This is a genomic window from Pseudomonas sp. LBUM1660, assembly GCF_059695935.1.
Genome location: NZ_CP166795.1, coordinates 2464125 through 2483691 on the forward strand (window position 1 = coordinate 2464125; position 19567 = coordinate 2483691).

Here is a 19567-nt window from a genome sequence, read left to right on the forward strand (position 1 = left end):
ATCAGTCCATGCGCAGCACAATCTTGCCGATGTGATCGCCGGCTTCCATTCGTGCGTGGGCCTGCGCCGCGTCGGTGTACGGGTAAACCTTGTCGATCATCGGCAGGCAACGCCCGGCAGCCAGTACCGGCCACACGTACTCGCGCAGCTGTTCGGCGATCGAGGCTTTTTCTTCACGGGTGCGCGAGCGCATCAGCGAGCCGGTGATCGTCGCGCGTTTGCCCATGATCGCCATCAGGTCTACATCGTTGGCACGGGCACCGCCGAGGAAGCCGAGCATCACCAGGCGACCTTCCATGCCCAGGGCCGCGATGTTCTGATTCAGGTACGAGCCGCCCATGATGTCGAGGATCACGTTGACGCCTTTGCCGGCGGTTTTTTCCTGGATGACCTGGACGAAATCCTGGTCGCGGTAGTTGATCGCCTCGGCGCCCAGTTTGCGAATCGCCGCGCACTTTTGCTCACTGCCCGCCGTGGCGAAGGCCTTGACGCCGAACTCGCGGCAGAGCATCAGCGCCGTGGTGCCGATGCCGCTGGTGCCGCCGTGGATCAACGCGCGCTGGCCTTTGCTGGCGCCGCCTATATCGAACAGGTTGGCCCACACGGTGAAGAACGTTTCCGGGACGGCCGCTGCATGCACCCAATCCATGCCTTCAGGGATCGGCAGCGTCTGGCTGGCCGGTGCGACGCAATACTGCGCGTAACCGCCGCCGTTGGTCAGCGCACAGACGTTGTCGCCGACGATGAATTCGCTGACGCCGGTGCCGATGGCGACCACTTCACCGGCCACTTCCAGCCCGGGAATCGGGCTCATGCCGGGTTTCATCGGGTACTTGCCGGCGCGTTGAATCACATCGGGGCGGTTGACCCCGGCGGCGTGCACACGAATCAGCACTTCGCCTGCGCCGGCCGTGGGCACCGGTTCCTGGCGCGGCTTCAACACCTCAGGGCCGCCGGGTTCGGTGATTTCAATCAGGGTCATGGTGTGGGGCAAAGTCATGTTGGAGTCCTGTCGGGAAAGCATCTGTAAATGGGATCGCATCAGTGAACCAATAATTCAGTCCAAACCACCGACCCCCTGTAGGAGTGAGCCTGCTCGCGATAGCGGTGTGTCAGCCACATTGATGCTGGATCTGCCTACGTCTTCGCGAGCAAGCCCGCACATTGTTTGATTTTCAGCAACCGAGTGGCCTGTTCCAGCAACAGTGCAACCACAATCGCGCCCGCCGCAATCACAAACAACAACCCATGCTGACCGCCGCTGGCATTGAACAGCGCCGAATACGCAAACCCTGCAATCGCTTGAAACGTGGCGAACGACACCGTCGCGCGGCTCCAGGCAATCTGCTGCTGGTGATGGTTCGGCAGCAGTTCGTGAACCCGGGCCAGCGCCAGAGGAACGATGCCCGGCGGGAACGAACCGAGGATCACGGCCAGCAAGGCCAGCGCCGTGAACGAGCTGGAAATCGACAGCAGGCCAACGGCAATCGCCTGCACCACCAGCACCAGGCGGATGCTCAATTTCGCACCGAGTTGATCGGCCAGAAAACCGTAACTCACCGGCCCGATGATCGCACCCAGTCCGTATATCACCCAGATCAGCGCGCCGACATGCGGCCCGGCGCCGAGGCCGCGGGCCACGTAATCGACCAGGAACACCATGGCCGGCACCAGCCCGGCGGCCATGAAGGCGTATTGGGCGAACAACAGGTAAACCCCTGTGTCGGTCGGCGTGGTGGGTTGCTCGATCGATACCTCAACCGCTTGATGATGCGCCTCTTTTGGCCAGCCGAACCAACTCGTGGCCGTCAGAAGCAGTGACAGCAGACCCAGGCCAAACCAGGTTTGCTGCAAACCAAGGCTCAGCAGCGGCGGCACAATCGTCCCCGAGCCGGCGATGCCCAGGCCGATGCCCAGGAAAATCGCACCGCTGGCCAGACCTCGGCGGGACGTCGGCACATGGGGCAACACCGTCGCCGCCACCAGCACCATGATCGCGCCGCCGGCAACGCCGGACAGCAAACGCCAGCCGAAGAACCAGCTCACCGACAACGGAAAACCACAGGCGAAAAACGACAAGGTCACGGCCAGCATCATCAGGCGCAACGCGGTTTTGTTCGAGGTGCGGTTTGCCAATGGCCGGCCGATCAGCGCACCGATCAGGTAACCGACGAGGTTGGCGGCGCCGAGGTAAACCACGTCGTTGGCGGAAAACCAGTGCGCCTGGATCAACGAGGGAATCAGTGGCGTGTAGGCAAACCGCGCCAGGCCGATGCTGACCAGGCTGGCGCTGAGGCCGGCGAAGATCGGCAGCCAGATCGCGCTGCGCGGGGTGGTCGATGTGCTGTGCATGGGAAAGGTCCTGAAAGGTTTAAGCTGGCCTCAAGACTATCCCGATCAATTGATGTAATAACGCAGCGTGTTTGCGCTATGGTGATGCAATTGTGCATCAGTGGGGGAGCGGTATGAATTGGGATGACGCACGGGTGTTTCTGGCGGTGTGCCGAGCGTCGACGCTCCGGGGCGCGGCGCGGGTGCTGGGGGTCGATCAGGCCACGGTCGGCCGACGGATCACGGCGCTGGAAAAGTCATTGAGTGCGACGCTGTTTCTGCGCACTTATGAAGGCTATGCGCTGACGGCAGTGGGGGAGGCGGCGCTGACGGCCGTGGAAAAAATGGAGCATTCAGCGATGGAGCTGGAGCGGCGGATTCAAGGGCTCGACGATCGACTGACCGGGCTGGTGCGGGTCAGCACCACCGATTCCCTGGCCATCGATTTTCTGATCCCGGCCATGGCCCACTTGCATGAACAGCACCCCGACGTGCGCGTGCAACTGGACGCCTCCACGCAGATCCTCAGCCTGGCCAAACGCGAAGCCGACATCGCCGTGCGCAACACCCGGCCGGACAACCCGGACCTGATCGCCCGTCGCATCGCACGCTGGCCGGTGGGCTTGTTTGCTTCTCGGGATTACGTGGATGCCCATGGCGTGCCAGCGCCAGGCTCGGCGTTCGAAGGGCATGACCTGGTGGTGTATCAGCCGTACCTGCAAGGCAACAAAGACATGACCCTGGTCTCGGAACCGTTGGGGCGCGGGCGGATTGTGGCGAGTCTGAGTTCCAGTCTGCTGGTGCGCCGATCCATCGCGGCGGGGCTTGGGGTCGGGGAAATTCCGGTGTACATGGGGGAGAGGGACGGGCTGGTCAGGCTATGGCCGGAGCGCACACGACCGGTGCCGTATGACGTCTGGCTGGTGACCCACGCGGACTTACGGCACACCGCCAGCGTCCGTGCGGTCATCGATGAAATTGTCGCGGTGTTTTCCGGTACCGGCGAATAAAACGCGAAACCCTGTAGCAGCTGGCGAAGCCTGCGTCCGGCTGCGCAGCAGTCGTAAAACCAGACACTGCGGTCTTCATGACACACCGCATGTGCAGGGTTTACGACTGCTGCGCAGCCGGACGCAGGCTTCGCCAGCTGCTACAGGGATCGCGTGAAGGTCATGGCATTTCCGGCAGTTCCTGCGGGCGCAGGTCAAACACCAGCACTTCGGCATCCACGCCGTTGCTCAACGCCAGCACCTGCTCATCACGAACCCGCACGCCATCGCCTTCTTGCAACTGCACACCATTGAGTTCGACGCTGCCACGGGCCACGTGCACATAGGCGTAGCGGTTGGCGGCCAGTTCCAGGGTGGCGCTTTCCTTGCCGTCGATCAGCGCGGCATACACCCGAGCATCCTGACGCACCTTCAGCGAGCCCTTGGCCCCGTCGGGGGAGATGATCAGTTGCAGGCGCCCGCGTTTTTTCTGGGTGCTGAAATGCTCTTGCTGATAACGCGGTTTGGCGCCACTGACTTCCGGCACGATCCAGATTTGCAGGAAGTGCACCGGCCGCGTGGCCGAATGGTTGTACTCGCTGTGGGCCACGCCGCTGCCGGCGCTCATCAATTGCACGTCGCCGGGACGGATCACCGAACCGGTGCCCAGGGTGTCCTTGTGTTCCAGCGCACCTTCGAGCACGTAGGAGAAAATCTCCATGTCGCGGTGCGGGTGCTGGCCAAAACCTTTACCGGCCGCCACGCGGTCATCGTTGATCACCAGCAGGTCGGAAAAGCCCTGCTCTTTCGGGTTGCGGTAATTGGCGAAGGAAAAGGTGTGGAACGACTTCAACCAACCGTGATTGGCGGCGCCGCGATCCGAGGCTTTGCGAAGGGTCAGCATGATGAAATCTCCTGTGGGGACGTTGATTCGTCCGAGTGAGGAGAAGGTTAATGGTTACTGGCTGGTGCAATAAGTAGATGGAAATAGAAATACTGTCTCGTATGGGTTGACAGTGCTGAGCGTGTAATCAGGTAATCTTCTCCGACGCTGGCGCCGTACATTGGCCATAATGCACACGCTGCCTGCACCAAACCCTGTAGGAGCGAGGCTTGCCCGCGAAGGCGTCATTACATTCAACATTTATGCTGACTGACACGCCGCTATCGCGGGCAAGCCTCGCTCCTACAGGGATGGGTGTTGGCAGATGGATCTTCTTTTGACTTCAGTGATTGTGAACCCATGAAAACCGTGGCTATGGTGTTGTTTCCGGACTTTCTGCTGCTCGACATGGCCGGGCCCATGGAAGTGTTTTCCATCGCCAATCGATACCTGGCAGCGGATGACCGTTATGAGCTGGCGACCATTGGCACTGAGCATGGCGCACTGCGCGCTTCCAACGGCGTCATCGTGCAGGCCGATCTGCACATCGATCAGGCCGATCAAGCCTATGACCTGTTGCTCGTACCGGGCGGCCCGGGTGCCTACAACGAAAAACATCCACCGTTGCTGTGTTGGCTCAAAGACGCTGTAAATCGCGCCGGGCGCTACGGCTCGATTTGCACCGGCGCGTTCGTGTTGGGGCATGCCGGTCTGCTGGACGGCTATCGCGTCACCACCCACTGGCATTACACCGAGCGACTGATCAAAGGTTTCCCCAAGGCGACGGTGGAAACCGATCAGATTTACGTTCAGGACCGCAACCTCATCACCTCCGGCGGCGTCACCGCCGGCATCGACCTGGCACTGGCGGTGGTCGCTGAAGACCACGGCAAGAAAGTTGCCCAGGACGTGGCCAAGGTGTTGCTGGTGGTCATGAAGCGCCAGGGCGGGCAAGCGCAGTTCAGCCCGTTGATGGCCGCTGTCGCGCCGCATGAAACGCCGATCACCCGCGTGCAGAACCATGTGCTCGAACACCTCGACGAAGCCTTCAGCATCGAACGCATGGCCAGCCTGGCGAACATGAGCACGCGGCACTTCGCCCGGATGTTTGCCCGGGACGTGAACATGACGCCCATGGAGTTTTTGCAAAGCGCGCGCATCGATTGCGCCAGGAATCTGCTGGAAACCAGCGACTTGCCACTCAAGACCGTGGCCTTCAAAAGTGGCTTTGGCAGCGTGCGGCACATGCGATTCCTGTTCGCCGAAAAGCTCGGACTGACCCCGACGCAATACCGCGAACAGTTCAGTTAGAGCGTTCTTGGCCGTGGTGCGCACCGCAATGGCCGTGACGCTCCCCCCGTGGCAGTTGTACCGTCACCGAGGCCTGCCAAGATAGCCATGAACTCTTTGCAATGGAGGTGCGGGAGCCTGGAAGGTGGGTGCGATGGATATTTCTGCACTGTGAGCCGAGCCAGGTTTTCAGCACGCAAACGTGCATGAACAGCCTCAGAGATTTAAACAGCGATACGGTGCTGCGGTTCGGCCCCTACGCATTCCACCAGCGGCAACGGCTGATCCTGGACGGTGATCGGCCGCTGCGCATGGGCGGTCGGGCACTGGATATCCTCCAGGTGCTGGTCGAGCGCGCCGGCCATGTGGTCAGCAAGGACGAGTTGATTGCCCATGTCTGGCCGACGTCCGTGGTCGAAGAAATCAACCTGCGCGTGCACATTGCGGCGCTGCGTCGGGCCCTTGGCGACGGCCAGGATGGTGAGCGCTACATCGTCAACATTCCCCAGCGCGGCTACAGCTTTATTGCCCCGGTGGAGCGGGTGCCTGCGGGTACTTTGGTCTCGCTTGAGAGCGCACAAAAAAATCAACACAATTTGCCGGCACGGCTCACCCCCGTGACCGGTCGAGACTCGATGGTCGGCAGCCTGGTCCGGCAGTTGCCGGTTCGGCGCCTCATGACCCTGGTCGGTCCCGGCGGTATCGGCAAAACCACCGTGGCGCTACGCGTGGCCGAACTGCTGTTGCAGCACTATCAGGATGGCGTGTGGCTGGTTGATTTCGCGGCGCTCGATGACCCCGCGCAAGTGGTCGATCATCTGACTCAAACCCTTGAGCTGGAAGTCGGCACGACCCTGGATGTATTGGCGAATCGGCATATGTTGTTGGTGCTCGACAACTGCGAACACCTGTTGGAACGCTGCCGGACATTGGTCGACGATTTGCTGGCGTCGGCGCCTCGGCTGTCGATCCTCGTCACCAGTCGTGAACCGCTCATGGCGACGGGGGAAACGGTTCAGCGCTTGCCGTCCCTGGCCGTGCCACCCGGGTCGGCGTTGCACAGCGTGGCCGAGGCCATGGGCTACTCGGCGGTGCAGTTGTTCGTCAGTCGCGCCCGAGCCCTTCAACAAGGGTTTGCCTTGCGCGAACAGGACCTCAAGGCGGTGCGGGAAATCTGCCGTCGGCTCGACGGCTTGCCGCTGGCCATTGAACTGGCAGCGGCGCAGATCGATGCGCTGGCGCTGGTCGGTTTGCAGGCTCAACTGGATAACTGTTTTCAACTGCTGACCCAGGGCCGGCGCACGGCCGTGCCCCGGCATCAAACCCTCAAGGCGACGCTGGACTGGAGCTATGAACGGCTGAGCCCGTTGGAGCAAATCGTGTTGCAGCGCCTCTCGGTCTTCAAGATGTCCTTCACCCTCGAAGCGGCGATTGGCGTGAGCAGTTGCGAGGTGCTCAAGCCCAATCAACTGGCGACGCTGGTACAGCGGCTGGTCGCCAAGTCGTTGCTCTCGATGGATCAGGTCAACGGCACGACGCGTTATCGATTGCTCAACACCACGCGCACCTATGCGCTGGAGAAGCTCGAGCACAGCGGCCACCTGCGCACGTTCGAGCGGCGCTACTCGCATTACATCAGCCGTGCGCGCTGGGTCTCAGGCGTGCAGTTGCCCATGGAGCTCGTCGAGTAGCCAACGGACTTTGCTCAAGTCCGGCGTGGCAAAACCTTCGGTGAACCGGTTGTAGATCGGCGCCAGCAGTTCATGGGCTTGCCGGTACAAGCCCTGGCGCTGCCACAGTTGCGCCAGCGAGGTGGCGCTGCGCAGTTCCCAAGCCAGGGCGCCCTGATGCCTGGCCACATTCAACGCCCGAACCAATACTTCTTCCGCCACCGCGCTTGTGTGGGAGTGAGCCTGCTCGCGATAGCGTCCGCTCAAACAATCCACCTGTGGCGGATTGTCATCGGCCAGCAACGCATCAGCCCTGGCCCGCAATATCTCCGCCGTGCTCCATCCCGCCGCCCCCGTATCGGCCCGTTGCAACAAGGCTTCATCGACGAACGCGGTGTCCAGCGTGACCATGATTTCCTTGATCAGCCCGGCGCCCGGTGGTGGAGCTGACGGTGCTTCAGCCTGGTCAATCACCTGCGCATAGTGTTGCGCCCACGTATAAAACAGCAGCACCGAATGTTTCTGCGCCTGCTCCAGCAGCAGCCGTAAGAGCTTGCGGGCGGTTTTGTTGTCGCCGTTGTAGTGGGCGATCAGGCAGCCGGCCAGCGCCAGGGTGTAGCAAATGGAGGTGCCGTGGTTGATCTGGAGCGCGATGTCCAGTGCCTGGCGGGCCGTGCGCCAGGCTTGTTCCGGGTGACCTTGCAGCCAGAGGATGCGCGCCAGAATCGTCAGGGCGGCCACGCTCTGATCGTATTGCACGCCGAAACCGTGGGTGAAGCGGTTGAGGTGTCCGCTGTGGGCCATGCGCTGGATGACCTGTTCGGCATTCACCCGGGCCAGTTGCTGATTGCCGGCAAAGTGCAGGGCCAGGACGCGCAAGCGATGCGTGCTCAGCGACAACACGGCGTCGCCCTCTGCACCCAGACGGTCGAACAGCTGGCTCTGCTCCAGTGCCATTTGGTAATGGCCGCAACTGAGGTTGACCGCCATGTGCCCCGACACCGCCCGCAGTTGACCGGCCATGTCGTTGTTGTGCCTGGCCAGGGTTCTGGCGCTGACGAACGCGGCGATGGTTTCGTCCGTGCCGCCCTGGGTGTGGTAGCAGGAACTGCCAAGGGCGAGCTTGAGGGACATCTGCAAGTGAGTGCAGGGCGTGGGGGCTGCCTCAAGCAAGGCCAGCGCTTTGCGCACGTAAACGCCATGCTCCTTGAGCAGCGACAATTCCTGCCAGAGTGGCGTCGAGGTCGCGGTCAGCCGGATCGCCAGCGCCTGCGGGCCTTGAGCGTTCAAGCCCCAGTCGAGGGCCGAACGAATGTCATCCAGACTGCGGGCGTAACGCTCGATCCACAGGCCCGTGGAAATCAGCTCCCAGTCGGTTTGCGCCTGGTGCATCAAGGCCAGGCAACGTTCAGCGTGGCGTTTTCGCGTGTCCGGCAGATCCACGGTCTGGTCGAGTTTTTCCAGGGCGTAGCTGCGGGTGGTGTCGAGCAAGCGGTAGAACACTGCTTCGTCGCCCACTTCCACGTTCAGCAGCGACTTGGCCACCAGTTGCGTGATAGATCCGAACACCTCGCCGGGCTCGATGTGCTCGCCGACGATCACCGCCGCGGCCGACTCCAGCGTGAAGCCGCCCCTGAACACGCCCAGTCGGCGCAGGCAGGTTTGCTCGCAGGCGTTCAGCAGTTCGAAACTCCAGTCGAGCGTTGCGCGCAGGGTCTGGTGTCGGCCCAGCGTCGACGGACAGCCCTGGGTGAGCAGGCGAAAACTGCCTTGCAGCTGGGTCAGCAAACCGCTCAGGCCAAAGTGGCCGACTTGCGCTGCCGCCAGTTCAATGGCCAGCGGAATGCCGTCCAGACGGTGGCAGATTTCAATCAACAGCGGCAGTTCGTGATCGCTCAGCTCGAAACTGTCATGGCTGGCCATGGCCCGCTCGACGAACAGTTGCAGCGCAGAAAAGGTCAGCGCTTGAGCGCGGTCCAGAACAGCGATGGGCGGTGGGCAATCGAGCGATTCCAGACGCTGGACGAACTCACCTTCGGCCCGCAGGCTCTCGCGGCTGGTGGCCAGGATGTGCACGTGCGGCGCGGCGCGCAGGATGCTTTCGCAGAGCAGCGCGACGGCGTCGATCAGGTGCTCGCAGTTGTCGATCACCAGCAGCATCCGCCGCTCGCGCAGGAACGCGGCAAGGCTGCTCATCGGTTCGGCGTCGTGCAGGGACAAATCCAGCAGCGTCGCCAGATGGGCGGTGATCAGCGACGGGTCGTTGATCGGCGCGAGGTCCAGCAGGCGAATGCCGTCCCGATAGCGACCGATCAACAGTTCGGCGACGCGCAACGCCACGGTGGTCTTGCCGATTCCACCGGGGCCGACGAGGGTGATGAAGCGCTGGCGTGGCAGCTGCGTGACCAGGCTCTCGACCAGCGATTGACGGCCGATCATGCGCGTCTGGCGGATGGGCAGGTTATGGGCGCTCGGCTCTAGGCTCTCGCTCGTGGGGTGCTGATGGATCGGTTCCAGCGAGAAGGGCGCGACAAAACTGTAGCCGCGCTGGGCGACGGTGACGATATAGCGCTGGCCGGCCTGGCCGTCGCCGAGGGCTTTGCGCAGCGCCGCCATGTGCACGCGCAGGTTGATGTCTTCGACTACGCTTTTGGGCCAGACCCCGGCGATCAGTTGCTGTTTGCTGACCACGTTTGGGGCGTGCTCCAGCAGGATCAGCAGAATATCCATGGCGCGCCGGCCCAGACGCAGGGGCTGGTCGGCCTCCAGTACCAGGCGTTGTCCGGGATAGATCCGGTAGGGGCCGAAATGGATGGCCTGCTCGGGGGAAAGGGTCAACGTGTCGCTCCTGCTTGCAGCCGTCTGGTTCGCGGTTTTCGAGCATATTCGTCAGGTTTTTCCGGCAACGCAACGAGGGTTCGAGTGACTGTCGGGTGTTCGCGGCGACTGCCCGCACCCGGCGCCACGGGCGGGTGCCGTGTTTACTGGGTGCAACCGCAGCAAAGCAGGTGTTCAGGCTTTTGGCGCGCCAATGAAAATTAACAACGTTTAACTCGTCCTGCGTCTGGTCTACGCCCAAAACTCTGCTGCTTCAACACCCGCTGGTCTGTAGGAGCGAGCCTGCTCTCGAAGGCGGCGGGTCAGCTTGCATCGAAATTGAATGTGCCACGAAACCTGTGGGAGTGAGCCTGCTCGCGATAGCGGTGGGTCAGCTTGCATCTATGTTGGATGTGCCGCCGCCATCGCGAGCAGGCTCGCTCCTACAGAGGGCGGCGGTGTTGCAAAGGGATCAACTTGTCATGAGGACACCGCAATGAGCAACGTGGTGGTGGTCTATCACAGTGGCTACGGGCACACCCGGGTCATGGCCGAAGCCGTGGCCCTGGGTGTGGAACGGCACGTGGGCAGCACCTGCCTGCTGGTTCCGGTCGATGAAGTGGACCAGCACTGGGAACGGTTGCATAGCGCCGACGCCATCATCTTCGGTGCGCCGACCTACATGGGCAGCGCGTCTGCACCGTTCAAAGGCTTCATGGAGTCCACGGCGGCGTTCTACCTCGCCCAGCCGTGGCGCGACAAGCTGGCTGCCGGCTTCACCAATTCCGGCTGCCTGTGCGGCGACAAACTCAACACCTTGCTGCAGATGACGGTGTTCGCCGCGCAGCACTCGATGATCTGGGTCGGCCTCGACCTGCTGCCGGCGCGCTCCAGCATCGGCGCCTTCGACGGGCAAATGAATCGCCTCGGCAGTTCACTCGGCGCCATGGCCCAGTCGAATGTCGAACAGACCCCGGACCTCGCCCCACCTGCCGAAGACCGTTGCACCGCCGCGCACCTGGGCGAGCGGGTGGCGCGGCTGGCTGAACGAATGAACCCTTCACCGCTTTGATACACCCCCAACACTCGCAAAGGAGACATCGCATGAGTACGTTCACGACCCGAGACGGCACCGAGATTTACTACAAGGACTGGGGCACCGGCCAACCCATCGTCTTCAGCCACGGCTGGCCGCTGAACGCCGACAGCTGGGAATCGCAGATGATCTTCCTGGCCTCCAAAGGCTACCGGGTGATCGCCCACGACCGTCGTGGTCATGGCCGCTCCAGTCAGCCGTGGAGCGGCAACGACATGGACACCTACGCCGATGATCTGGCGCAGTTGATCGAGTTGCTCGACCTCAAAGACGCCGTGCTGTTCGGCTTCTCCACCGGCGGCGGCGAAGTGGCGCGCTACATCGGTCGCCACGGCACCGGCCGCGTGGCCAAGGCCGGGCTGATTTCCGCAGTGCCGCCGCTGATGCTCAAGACCGAAGCCAACCCTGGCGGACTGCCGATCGAAGTGTTCGATGGCATTCGTCAGGCGTCCCTGGTCGACCGTTCGCAACTGTACATCGACCTCGCCAGCGGACCGTTCTTCGGCTTCAACAAACCGGACGCCAAGCCGTCCCAGGGCATGATCGACTGGTTCTGGATGCAAGGCATGATGGCCGGTCACAAGAGCGCCTACGACTGCATCAAGGCGTTCTCGGAAACCGACTTCACCGAAGACCTGAATAAGTTCGACATCCCGACACTGGTGGTGCACGGCGATGCGGACCAGGTGGTGCCGTTCGAAGCGGCAGGCATCGCCTCAGCAAAACTGGTGAAAGGTTCTACGTTGAAGGTCTACCCCGGCGCCCCTCACGGCTTGACTGATACTCACAAGGATCAGCTCAACGCTGATCTGCTGGCGTTTCTCAAGGGTTGATGTTCCCCGGCGCGGGCATAGATCCGCGCCGGTTTTTGTTCCTGATGAGCGCCGATAACCGTCGAGGTCCAGTTCATGAAAAAGCTTACCAACGCCACTGGCGCCCCAGTGGTCGATAACCTCAATATCCAGACCGCCGGCCCTCGTGGGCCGGCGCTCTTGCAAGACATCTGGTTGCTGGAAAAACTCGCCCACTTCGACCGCGAGCTGATCCCGGAGCGGCGCATGCACGCCAAGGGCGCGGGCGCCTACGGCACGTTCAGCGTCACCCATGACATCACGCGTTACACCAAAGCCGATATCTTCAGTTCAGTGGGCAAGCAAACGCCGTTGTTCGTGCGCTTTTCTTCGGTGGCCGGCGAACGCGGCGCGGCGGATGCCGAGCGCGACATCCGTGGCTTCGCGGTGAAGTTCTACACCGACGAAGGCAACTGGGACATTGTCGGCAACAACACGCCGGTATTTTTCTTCCGCGACCCGCTGCGTTTCTCCGACCTCAACCACGTGGTCAAGCGCGACCCGCGCACCGGCCTGCGCAATGCCACCAGCAACTGGGACTTCTGGACCCTGCTGCCGGAGGCGCTGCACCAGGTGACCATCGTCATGAGCGATCGCGGGATTCCCACCAGTTTCCGCCACATGCACGGCTTCGGCAGCCACACCTTCAGCCTGATCAATAGTGACAACCAGCGGGTGTGGGTGAAGTTTCACTTTGTCTGCCAGCAAGGTATCGAAAACCTCTCGGACGCTGAGGCTGCCGCGGTGGTTGGCAAGGACCGCGAAAGCAATCTGCGCGACCTCTACGAAGTCATCGAGCAGGGCAATTTTCCGCGCTGGAAACTGTGCATCCAGGTGATGGAAGAAGCGCAGGCGCTCAACTATCGGCATAACCCGTTCGACCTGACCAAAGTCTGGCCGCACGGCGAGTTTCCGCTGATCGAAGTTGGCGTCATGGAGCTCAACCGCAACGCCGAAAACCACTTCGCCGAAATCGAACAAGCGGCGTTCTCGCCGGCCAACGTCGTGCCGGGGGTGAGCTTCTCGCCGGACCGCATGCTTCAGGCGCGGCTGTTTTCCTATGGCGATGCCCAGCGCTATCGCCTGGGGGTGAACTTCAATCACATCCCGGTCAACGCACCGCGCTGCCCGGCTCACAGCTACCACCGCGACGGCGCCATGCGCACCGACGGCAACCTCGGAGGCACCGCCAGTTACTTCCCCAACAGCCTGGGCGAGTGGCAGGATTCACCGGAATTGGCCGAGCCGCCGCTGCCGCTGGAAGGCTTCGCGCAGCACTATGATCATCGGCTGGAAGAGGACCATTACGAGCAGCCGGGGAACCTGTTCCGCTTGCTCGACCCGGTGCGCAAACAGCTGCTGTTCGACAACACCGCGCGGGCCATGAACGGCGTACCGCAGGCGATTCGTCAGCGCCATATCGACAACTGCACCAAGGCTGATCCGGCGTATGGGTTTGGCGTGGTCGAGGCGTTGGAGCGCCTGACCCCGTTGGGCTGAAATCCCTGCGATCCGTAGGAGCCAGGCTTGCCGGCGAAGGCGATTTTACGGACGCCTTCGCGGGCAAGCCTCGCTCCTACAGGTTTTTGGGGGGGGGCGAGGTGTGGATTCACATGAGACTTGTAGGAGCCAGGCTTGCCGGCGAAGACGATTTTACGGGCGCCTTCGCGGGTAAGTCGGATCGCCGCACCGCTCGCTGCTACAACGGCCCGCGAGAGAGGGCGCGCACAACACGGCATCGCCACGCAAACGGATTGATCCCTTCGCTGCGGGTGAAGATGTGGCAGAAATGCGCCTGATCGCAGAAGCCGCATTCGAGGCTGATTTGCGTCAGTGTCAGGTCGGTACTCTGGATCAACTGCTTGGCCCGGGCGATCCGTTGGTGGCGAATCCAGTCTTGCGGCGAAAGCCCGGTGCTGCACTTGAATGCGCGGGAGAAATGACTGCGCGACAGGGCGCAGGCGCGGGCCAGTTCGGTCACTTCAACGGTTTCACCAAGGCGTTCGAGGATCAGTTGCTTGACCAGGCTTTCGCGCCACGGGGTCAGGCCGCCGGTGGTTTTCTTTCGCGTTTCAGTGACAGTCGCGCAGGCGAGGTTTTGCTGAGAAGAGGCCATGACAGATGTCCGTGTCGGTGAGCTTCATTCTTGGGCGCAGGGCTCTGGCAGGCGAGTTAAACGTTGTTAATTTCCATCGGTGCTCTGGCGGGGCAACGGCGCTAACTCAGCACATTGCTGCAATTTCCACGGGCACGATCCGTGCAAAATCGCCCTCATCCGGTGGCGTTCACATCGCCGCTTTTCTGACTCGATCAAGGGTGAAGGCATGAAACATTCTCTGGTTTGCGCACTGGGGCTCGCGGTCGCGCTGGCGTCCGGTATTGCCTCGGCGCAGGCACCGGCGCAGATCGGCACACAAGTGCCGGGCTACTTCCGCCTGGCGGTGGGCGATTACGAAGTCACGGCACTGTTCGATGGCTACAACGACCTGTCGTCCAAACTGCTCAAGGGCCTGACCCAGAGTCAGATCCGCGCGCTGCTGGCCCGTCGCTCGATTGAAACACCGGGGGTGCAGACCGCGTTCAACGCGTTTCTGATCAACACCGGCAAGCAACTGATCCTGGTGGATACCGGCGCCGGCCAGTGCATCGGCGAAACGGCCGGCAAGCTCTCGGACAACATGAAAGCCGCCGGTTATGAGCCCGCGCAAGTCGACACCATCCTGTTGACCCACTTGCACCTGGACCACGTCTGCGGGCTGGTCGACGGCCAGCAGAAGCCGGTTTTCGCCAACGCCACGGTCTTTGCTGCGAAGGCAGAGGCCGATTACTGGCTTGATCCGCAAGCCCTGGCCAAGGCGCCCGAGGGCGCCAAGCCGTATTTCAAAATTGCCCAGGACTCGACCGCACCGTATGTGGCCGAAGGCCGTTTCAAGACTTTCGCCGCCGGTCAGTCGCCGGTGCCGGGCGTGGTCGAGGCCGAGCTGGAACCCGGGCACACGCCGGGCAGCACTACTTACCGCTTTACCTCGCAGGGGCAAAGCATTCTGTTCATGGGCGATCTGGTGCATAACCTCGCCGTGCAGTTCGAGCACCCGCAAGTGTCGATCGGTTTTGACGTCAACAGCCAGCAGGCGATCAAGAGTCGCGCCAAGGTGTTCAGTGAGGCGGCGGCGAGTAAGACCTGGGTGACGGCGGCGCACTTGCCGTTTCCGGGCATCGGTCACATCGCAGCAGAGGGCAAGCACTTCCAGTGGGTGCCGGTCGAATACGGGCCTTACAAACGTGCGGCGAAAGTGCCTTTGATCGAGTAAAGTCTCAAGCGCTCATGCCTGGCTGAACACACAAGGAAACCGTGCCTATGAACCGTAACGATCTGCGCCGTGTCGACATGAACCTGCTGGTGATTTTCGAAGCGTTGATGTTCGAGAAGAACCTCACCCGTGTGGCCGAAAAATTGTTCATGGGGCAACCGGCGGTGAGTGCGGCGCTGGGGCGGTTACGGGATCTGTTCGACGATCCGTTGCTGCTGCGCAATGGCCGTAGCATGGAGCCGACGGCGCGGGCACTGGCGATTCTCAAGGAGCTGCAACCGGCGATGGATGTGATTTCCGGGGCGGTGAGCCGGGCCAAGGAATTTGATCCCTCGACCAGCTGCGACGTGTTTCGCATCGGGCTGTCGGACGATGCCGAGTTCGGTTTGTTTCCGCCGTTGTTGCGGCAACTGCAGGAAGAGGCGCCGGGGATCGTCGTGGTGGTGCGTCGCGCCAACTATCTGCTGATGCCGGCATTGTTGGCGTCGGGAGAAATTTCCGTGGGGGTGAGCTACACCACGGATTTACCGGCGAATGCCAAGTGCAAGAAGTTGCGGGACATCCCCTGCAAAGTGCTGCGCGGGGACAAGCGACCGGGGACACTGACGCTCGACGAGTATTGCGAACGACCGCATGCCATGGTGTCGTTTTCCGGCGACTTGAGCGGCAACATCGATCTGGATCTGGCCAAAGTCGGCCGCAGCCGCCGGGTGGTGTTGGGCGTGCCGCAATTCAGTGGCTTGCGGGCGTTACTGGCCGGTACTGAAATGATTGCCACGGTGCCGGATTATGCGGCGTGTGCGCTGGTTGAGGGGTGTGCGTTGCGGGCGGAGGATCCGCCGTTTCCCATTGATGCGGCGCAGTTGTCGATGGCCTGGAGCGGGGTGCATGACAATGATCCGGCGGAGCGGTGGTTGCGGTCGCGGATCAGTGAGTTCATGTCGAGGCCTTTGCCGGTTTCGGCTTGAACGTGGCGGCCTTCGGGCCGACCAGGTTCTTGGTGGTTGTGTACATATCCATTTCTGCGGTAACGGCTGCTTATGGTTTCGCCCTTACGGCGACTCCCTTTGGCAAACGCCCCAAAGGAAGCAAAGGTCTTCGCCCCAACGTCCGGCCCCTCGCCTAGGCTCGGCGTACCCTCGCTCCGGCATTCATCTGGGGGCATCGCCTCCGGTCGGCTTCGCTTCGACCTCCTCTCGATGTGTGCGGCTTCGCCGCACGGCGCTACGCGCCCAACCCCCAGATGAACGCCTCCACTCAGCCTCCCGAAGGGGCGGGTAGATCAAGAGCAGGCGAGCTAACGCTCGGCCTGATGAGTGGTGAGAAGCGGATGGTGCACGCTGATCCCTGTAGGAGCGAGGCTTGCCCGCGAAGGCGGCCTGACAGCCGACCAGTCTCTTGCTGGTACACATCATTCCACTGTGGGAGCGGGCTTGCTCGCGAAGGCGGAGTGCCAGTCAACATCAATGCTGAATGGCACACCGCCTTCGCGAGCAAGCCCACTCCCACAAGGGGAACGTGTGTTGATGTGAGGGGTGTGTTTTATAGTGTTTAACGTTACTTCCTGAAGGCTACAGATCCTTGCGCCGTTGCCTACGACTGCGCCAGAATCCGCCGGCTTGTGCGCTTTGACCCTGGTCTTTATCGTTTCCGCATCGCTGCCAATCAGCGATCGGGTTTAGCGACCTGATCAGGTATAAGCGCAACAACGCTCCATCTTTATTGCAGGCGCATGTCTGCAGTTTCGATAGGGTAGCTGTGCGCGGGAGACCCTCGGGTCTGCCGGGTCTTATACCTCTCGGTTCGCTAACCTGCGTACAGCCGCCACCCTTACTTGTTTAGCGACAGGTGCTGGTGGTTCCATCAGGTATAACGCAGATTCACCCTGTTCAAAGCCACACCCAATCCCGCGGAAGCCGACGACGTTTCCCCCTACGATCCCCTCGATCCGAAAAAGCTTCACAAAGCCGCCGACCGCGCACTGGATCACTACCTCAATCCGACTGCCCTCAAAGCCCCCGTCATCCGCAAGCCCAGCACAATGTTCATCGTCGCCCCTGATATCGATAACGAAAGCCTGCTGGCCCACGCTTGCTAATCCCTGGCATCGGCGAGTGTGCTGGCCAGTGATTTTGCCGGGCATCTGGAGGGTCCGCAGCGGCATACGGTGTTGGCGATTCAGCAGGTCATCATGCTGGCCGAGCTGGCGGTGAATCGGGCGCTGGACGGTGTTGATCCGCGGTAGCTTCGTCGATTGAAAACGGTCTCGGCAGGGGCCGTTTTTTATGTCTGGCACACATGCCATTCGTCTGTAAAAGCTGTCGACCTGTAAGTTCTGACAGTAGCCATTGGTCTCTATCCGATGTGAGATAGGCTCGCACCCCCGAAAGCGGGGGCTAGGTCAATCCCGCACAGAGAGCGAATGATGAAGAGTCCGTCTAGCTTAGTCACCGACGACCTGCCGCCCCCGTACATCAAGGAAAACCCGGCCTTCACCCTCCTGAATCCAGTACCGGTCAGGCATACCCTTACTGTCGTCCTGAACGATGAAATGCAACCCACGGACCGTTTTAGCGTGAAGTGGCAGGGGGCGCCGGGGACGCCGGCGGAGGGTTCATATACCTCGGACTTCGTCCTGGTCGGTAATGCACGCCCTGTGGAGCTTAGAATCCCCAATTCGCTGGTGACATACAATCTGGGCCAAACGATTACGCTGACTTACACCGTCATCAGCGGCGACTTGGAGCCCAAAACCTCGCAACCACTGATTTTGTATGTGCTGCCATTGGCGCAAGGTGATTTGCCCAGACCGTTTATCCCGCAGGCGGACAACGGTGGTGAAGGTTTGAAATTGGATGTGAATAATCTGACCGAATTCACCCTGCGAATAAACGGATGGCCTCTGATTGCTTACAATCAAACCTTCTGGTTACGGCTCAGAGGGACTAATGCCAACGGCAGTGCTTTCGAAGTCATGTATTGGCCAGGCATCGTTGTCGACGAGTCCTTTATCTTGAGAGGCTTTCATGCGCAAAACCATGACGCCGCCCCACTCAAGGGGCTGAGGAATCTCAGTATTCTGACGTTAGAGCTTATGGCGACACTGGGTCGAAGTCAGGATGAAGCGGTCGCAATGAGGTTTGCTCCGCGACATTACATCGTCAGGACAGACTCAACGATCACGCCGGAAGCACCCCTGATCAAGTCAGTGAAAAATCCACTCGGTCAGGACATTGCCGATGGGCAGGACACCGTGCACACCACCGTGACGATCGACGGTACCGCCATGGAGGGTGAAGAGGTGGAAGTCTTTGACAGGCAAACACCCATAGGTACGGTCAGGGCCGATGCCGGCCGTTGGGAATACCGAGTGGCCGCATTGACTGAAGGATCACACGAATTCAAGGCCCAAGCCTTGTACGGCAATGGTGATGTGTCCAACCGATGGACGATCAACGTGTTGAGGGACGATCGACAGTTGAGGATCAAAGAAGCGCTCGATAACATCGATCTGGATCCTCTGGCAGTAACGCGAAGTCTGACCGCCATCGTGAATTACGACATTCGAGTCAACGACAGGATCAGGGTGACCTGGACTGCTGCGCAAGGCACGCCAGCGGCGGGTTCGCAGACGACAAACACCTTCGTGGCCGTCAGCACCGGGCCGATAGAAATAGCGCTGCGCGTTCCACTGGTGGCGTTTAGTCTGGGTAAAACGGTGGAAATTACCTACACCTATGAACGTGGGGTATCGCCTCCGGTGACCTCACAACCGTTTCCTATTAATGTGCGGCCTCTCCCGGCTGCTGTGTTCATTGCTCCGGTGATAACCCAGGCGAACGGGACAAACGTTTTGATTCTGCAAGATGTAATGGCCGGGGCGACTCTCCTGTTCGGCGGCTGGCCGCATATTGCCACTGGACAGCGAGTCTGGCTGGATCTGGAGGGCGAAAACGGCAGCGGCACCAGTCACAATCTCACCCCATGGATCGGCACGAACAACACGGTTTACCGAAGTTGGGCCACGTCCAATAGCTACAGCCTCACTATTGCGTACAGCTATCTGCAGCACTTGAGGGATGGCAGCACATTGTCCATTCGCTTCCGGATCAATATGGATCAGGTCCCTGATCCCGCGAGGGTGGTGGTCTTTGATGTCCGTGAATATATCGTCCGGGCCACGCCTTGAAGGGGCCAGCATCACGGCCATGGATTAGATGATAAGTAACGGCCTCTATTGAGGCCGTTTTTTGTGCCCGGCATAAATCTGCCGAACGATGAAGATCCGGCTCATCCACAAAAACAGCACACACATCCAATTTCCCCCGC

14 protein-coding genes and 1 pseudogene are annotated in these 19567 nt (G+C 61.1%); 10 read left to right on the top strand and 5 right to left on the bottom strand.

Translation table 11 applies throughout. The features are described from left to right. Position 1: 1 nt before the first annotated feature. Together ACA068_RS11650 and ACA068_RS11655 are read right to left on the bottom strand one after the other, a co-directional pair. Positions 2–1000 carry an NAD(P)H-quinone oxidoreductase gene (locus tag ACA068_RS11650; RefSeq protein WP_497309895.1) on the bottom strand — a complete coding sequence of 333 codons (999 nt, stop codon included), beginning with the start codon at positions 998–1000 and terminating at the stop codon, positions 2–4. Between the two features lie 137 nt (positions 1001–1137). Continuing rightward, positions 1138–2352: a YbfB/YjiJ family MFS transporter gene (locus ACA068_RS11655; protein ID WP_497309897.1), complete on the bottom strand. Its 1215-nt coding sequence runs from the start codon at positions 2350–2352 to the stop codon at positions 1138–1140. A 113-nt stretch (positions 2353–2465) separates the two neighbouring features. Between ACA068_RS11655 and ACA068_RS11660 the strand changes: the two genes are divergently transcribed. After that, positions 2466–3341: a LysR family transcriptional regulator gene (locus ACA068_RS11660; RefSeq protein WP_497309899.1), complete on the top strand. Its 876-nt coding sequence runs from the start codon at positions 2466–2468 to the stop codon at positions 3339–3341. A gap of 160 nt (positions 3342–3501) precedes the next feature. On the opposite strand, the gene ACA068_RS11665 is transcribed toward ACA068_RS11660, so the two are convergent. Continuing rightward, a complete protein-coding gene (locus ACA068_RS11665) occupies positions 3502–4224 on the bottom strand; it encodes a pirin family protein (RefSeq protein ID WP_497309901.1) in 723 nt (240 codons plus the stop codon). A gap of 339 nt (positions 4225–4563) precedes the next feature. On the opposite strand from ACA068_RS11665, the gene ACA068_RS11670 reads away from it, so the two are divergent. Both ACA068_RS11670 and ACA068_RS11675 read left to right on the top strand, forming a co-directional pair. Then, on the top strand, positions 4564–5514 hold the full coding sequence (locus ACA068_RS11670; RefSeq protein ID WP_497309902.1) for a GlxA family transcriptional regulator: 951 nt from the start codon (positions 4564–4566) through the stop codon (positions 5512–5514). Positions 5515–5699: 185 nt separating this feature from the next. Continuing rightward, positions 5700–7184 carry an ATP-binding protein gene (locus tag ACA068_RS11675; protein WP_497309904.1) on the top strand — a complete coding sequence of 495 codons (1485 nt, stop codon included), beginning with the start codon at positions 5700–5702 and terminating at the stop codon, positions 7182–7184. Here ACA068_RS11675 and ACA068_RS11680 read toward each other — a convergent pair. Then, positions 7149–10001 carry an ATP-binding protein gene (locus ACA068_RS11680; RefSeq protein WP_497309906.1) on the bottom strand — a complete coding sequence of 951 codons (2853 nt, stop codon included), beginning with the start codon at positions 9999–10001 and terminating at the stop codon, positions 7149–7151. The genes ACA068_RS11675 and ACA068_RS11680 overlap by 36 nt on opposite strands. Positions 10002–10476: 475 nt before the next feature. Here ACA068_RS11680 and ACA068_RS11685 point away from each other — a divergent pair, with 475 nt between their 5' ends. From ACA068_RS11685 to ACA068_RS11695, 3 genes are all read left to right on the top strand, one after another. Continuing rightward, positions 10477–11052, top strand: a complete 576-nt coding sequence (locus ACA068_RS11685; protein WP_497309908.1) for a flavodoxin family protein — start codon at positions 10477–10479, stop codon at positions 11050–11052. A 32-nt stretch (positions 11053–11084) separates the two neighbouring features. Continuing rightward, entirely contained in the window at positions 11085–11909 is an 825-nt protein-coding gene (locus ACA068_RS11690; protein WP_497309910.1) for an alpha/beta fold hydrolase, read from the top strand. A 75-nt stretch (positions 11910–11984) separates the two neighbouring features. Next, positions 11985–13427, top strand: coding sequence for a catalase (locus ACA068_RS11695; RefSeq protein ID WP_497309911.1), 1443 nt, complete (start codon positions 11985–11987; stop codon positions 13425–13427). Positions 13428–13626: 199 nt separating this feature from the next. Here ACA068_RS11695 and ACA068_RS11700 read toward each other — a convergent pair whose 3' ends face one another. Beyond that, complete coding sequence (locus ACA068_RS11700) at positions 13627–14043, bottom strand: helix-turn-helix domain-containing protein (RefSeq protein WP_497309913.1); 417 nt, start codon at positions 14041–14043, stop codon at positions 13627–13629. 208 nt (positions 14044–14251) lie between these two features. Here ACA068_RS11700 and ACA068_RS11705 point away from each other — a divergent pair, with 208 nt between their 5' ends. The 4 genes and pseudogenes from ACA068_RS11705 to ACA068_RS11720 all read left to right on the top strand — a co-directional run bounded on the left by ACA068_RS11705 (position 14252) and on the right by ACA068_RS11720 (position 19427). Beyond that, positions 14252–15238: an MBL fold metallo-hydrolase gene (locus tag ACA068_RS11705; protein WP_497309915.1), complete on the top strand. Its 987-nt coding sequence runs from the start codon at positions 14252–14254 to the stop codon at positions 15236–15238. A 47-nt stretch (positions 15239–15285) separates the two neighbouring features. Continuing rightward, entirely contained in the window at positions 15286–16206 is a 921-nt protein-coding gene (locus tag ACA068_RS11710; RefSeq protein WP_497309917.1) for a LysR family transcriptional regulator, read from the top strand. 917 nt (positions 16207–17123) lie between these two features. Continuing rightward, a pseudogene (locus ACA068_RS11715) lies at positions 17124–17483 on the top strand (DUF6124 family protein). Between the two features lie 177 nt (positions 17484–17660). Then, on the top strand, positions 17661–19427 hold the full coding sequence (locus ACA068_RS11720) for a hypothetical protein (RefSeq protein WP_497309919.1): 1767 nt from the start codon (positions 17661–17663) through the stop codon (positions 19425–19427). The last annotated feature ends 140 nt before the right edge of the window (positions 19428–19567 follow it).

Bases quoted from the DNA above. Each gene is read 5' to 3' on its own strand.
- ACA068_RS11650 (WP_497309895.1), bottom strand. From the start codon at position 1,000: ATGACTTTGCCCCACACCATGACCCTGATTGAAATCACCGAACCCGGC.
- ACA068_RS11655 (WP_497309897.1), bottom strand. From the start codon at position 2,352: ATGCACAGCACATCGACCACCCCGCGCAGCGCGATCTGGCTGCCGATC.
- ACA068_RS11660 (WP_497309899.1), top strand. From the start codon at position 2,466: ATGAATTGGGATGACGCACGGGTGTTTCTGGCGGTGTGCCGAGCGTCG.
- ACA068_RS11665 (WP_497309901.1), bottom strand. From the start codon at position 4,224: ATGCTGACCCTTCGCAAAGCCTCGGATCGCGGCGCCGCCAATCACGGT.
- ACA068_RS11670 (WP_497309902.1), top strand. From the start codon at position 4,564: ATGAAAACCGTGGCTATGGTGTTGTTTCCGGACTTTCTGCTGCTCGAC.
- ACA068_RS11675 (WP_497309904.1), top strand. From the start codon at position 5,700: ATGAACAGCCTCAGAGATTTAAACAGCGATACGGTGCTGCGGTTCGGC.
- ACA068_RS11685 (WP_497309908.1), top strand. From the start codon at position 10,477: ATGAGCAACGTGGTGGTGGTCTATCACAGTGGCTACGGGCACACCCGG.
- ACA068_RS11690 (WP_497309910.1), top strand. From the start codon at position 11,085: ATGAGTACGTTCACGACCCGAGACGGCACCGAGATTTACTACAAGGAC.
- ACA068_RS11695 (WP_497309911.1), top strand. From the start codon at position 11,985: ATGAAAAAGCTTACCAACGCCACTGGCGCCCCAGTGGTCGATAACCTC.
- ACA068_RS11700 (WP_497309913.1), bottom strand. From the start codon at position 14,043: ATGGCCTCTTCTCAGCAAAACCTCGCCTGCGCGACTGTCACTGAAACG.
- ACA068_RS11705 (WP_497309915.1), top strand. From the start codon at position 14,252: ATGAAACATTCTCTGGTTTGCGCACTGGGGCTCGCGGTCGCGCTGGCG.
- ACA068_RS11710 (WP_497309917.1), top strand. From the start codon at position 15,286: ATGAACCGTAACGATCTGCGCCGTGTCGACATGAACCTGCTGGTGATT.
- ACA068_RS11720 (WP_497309919.1), top strand. From the start codon at position 17,661: ATGATGAAGAGTCCGTCTAGCTTAGTCACCGACGACCTGCCGCCCCCG.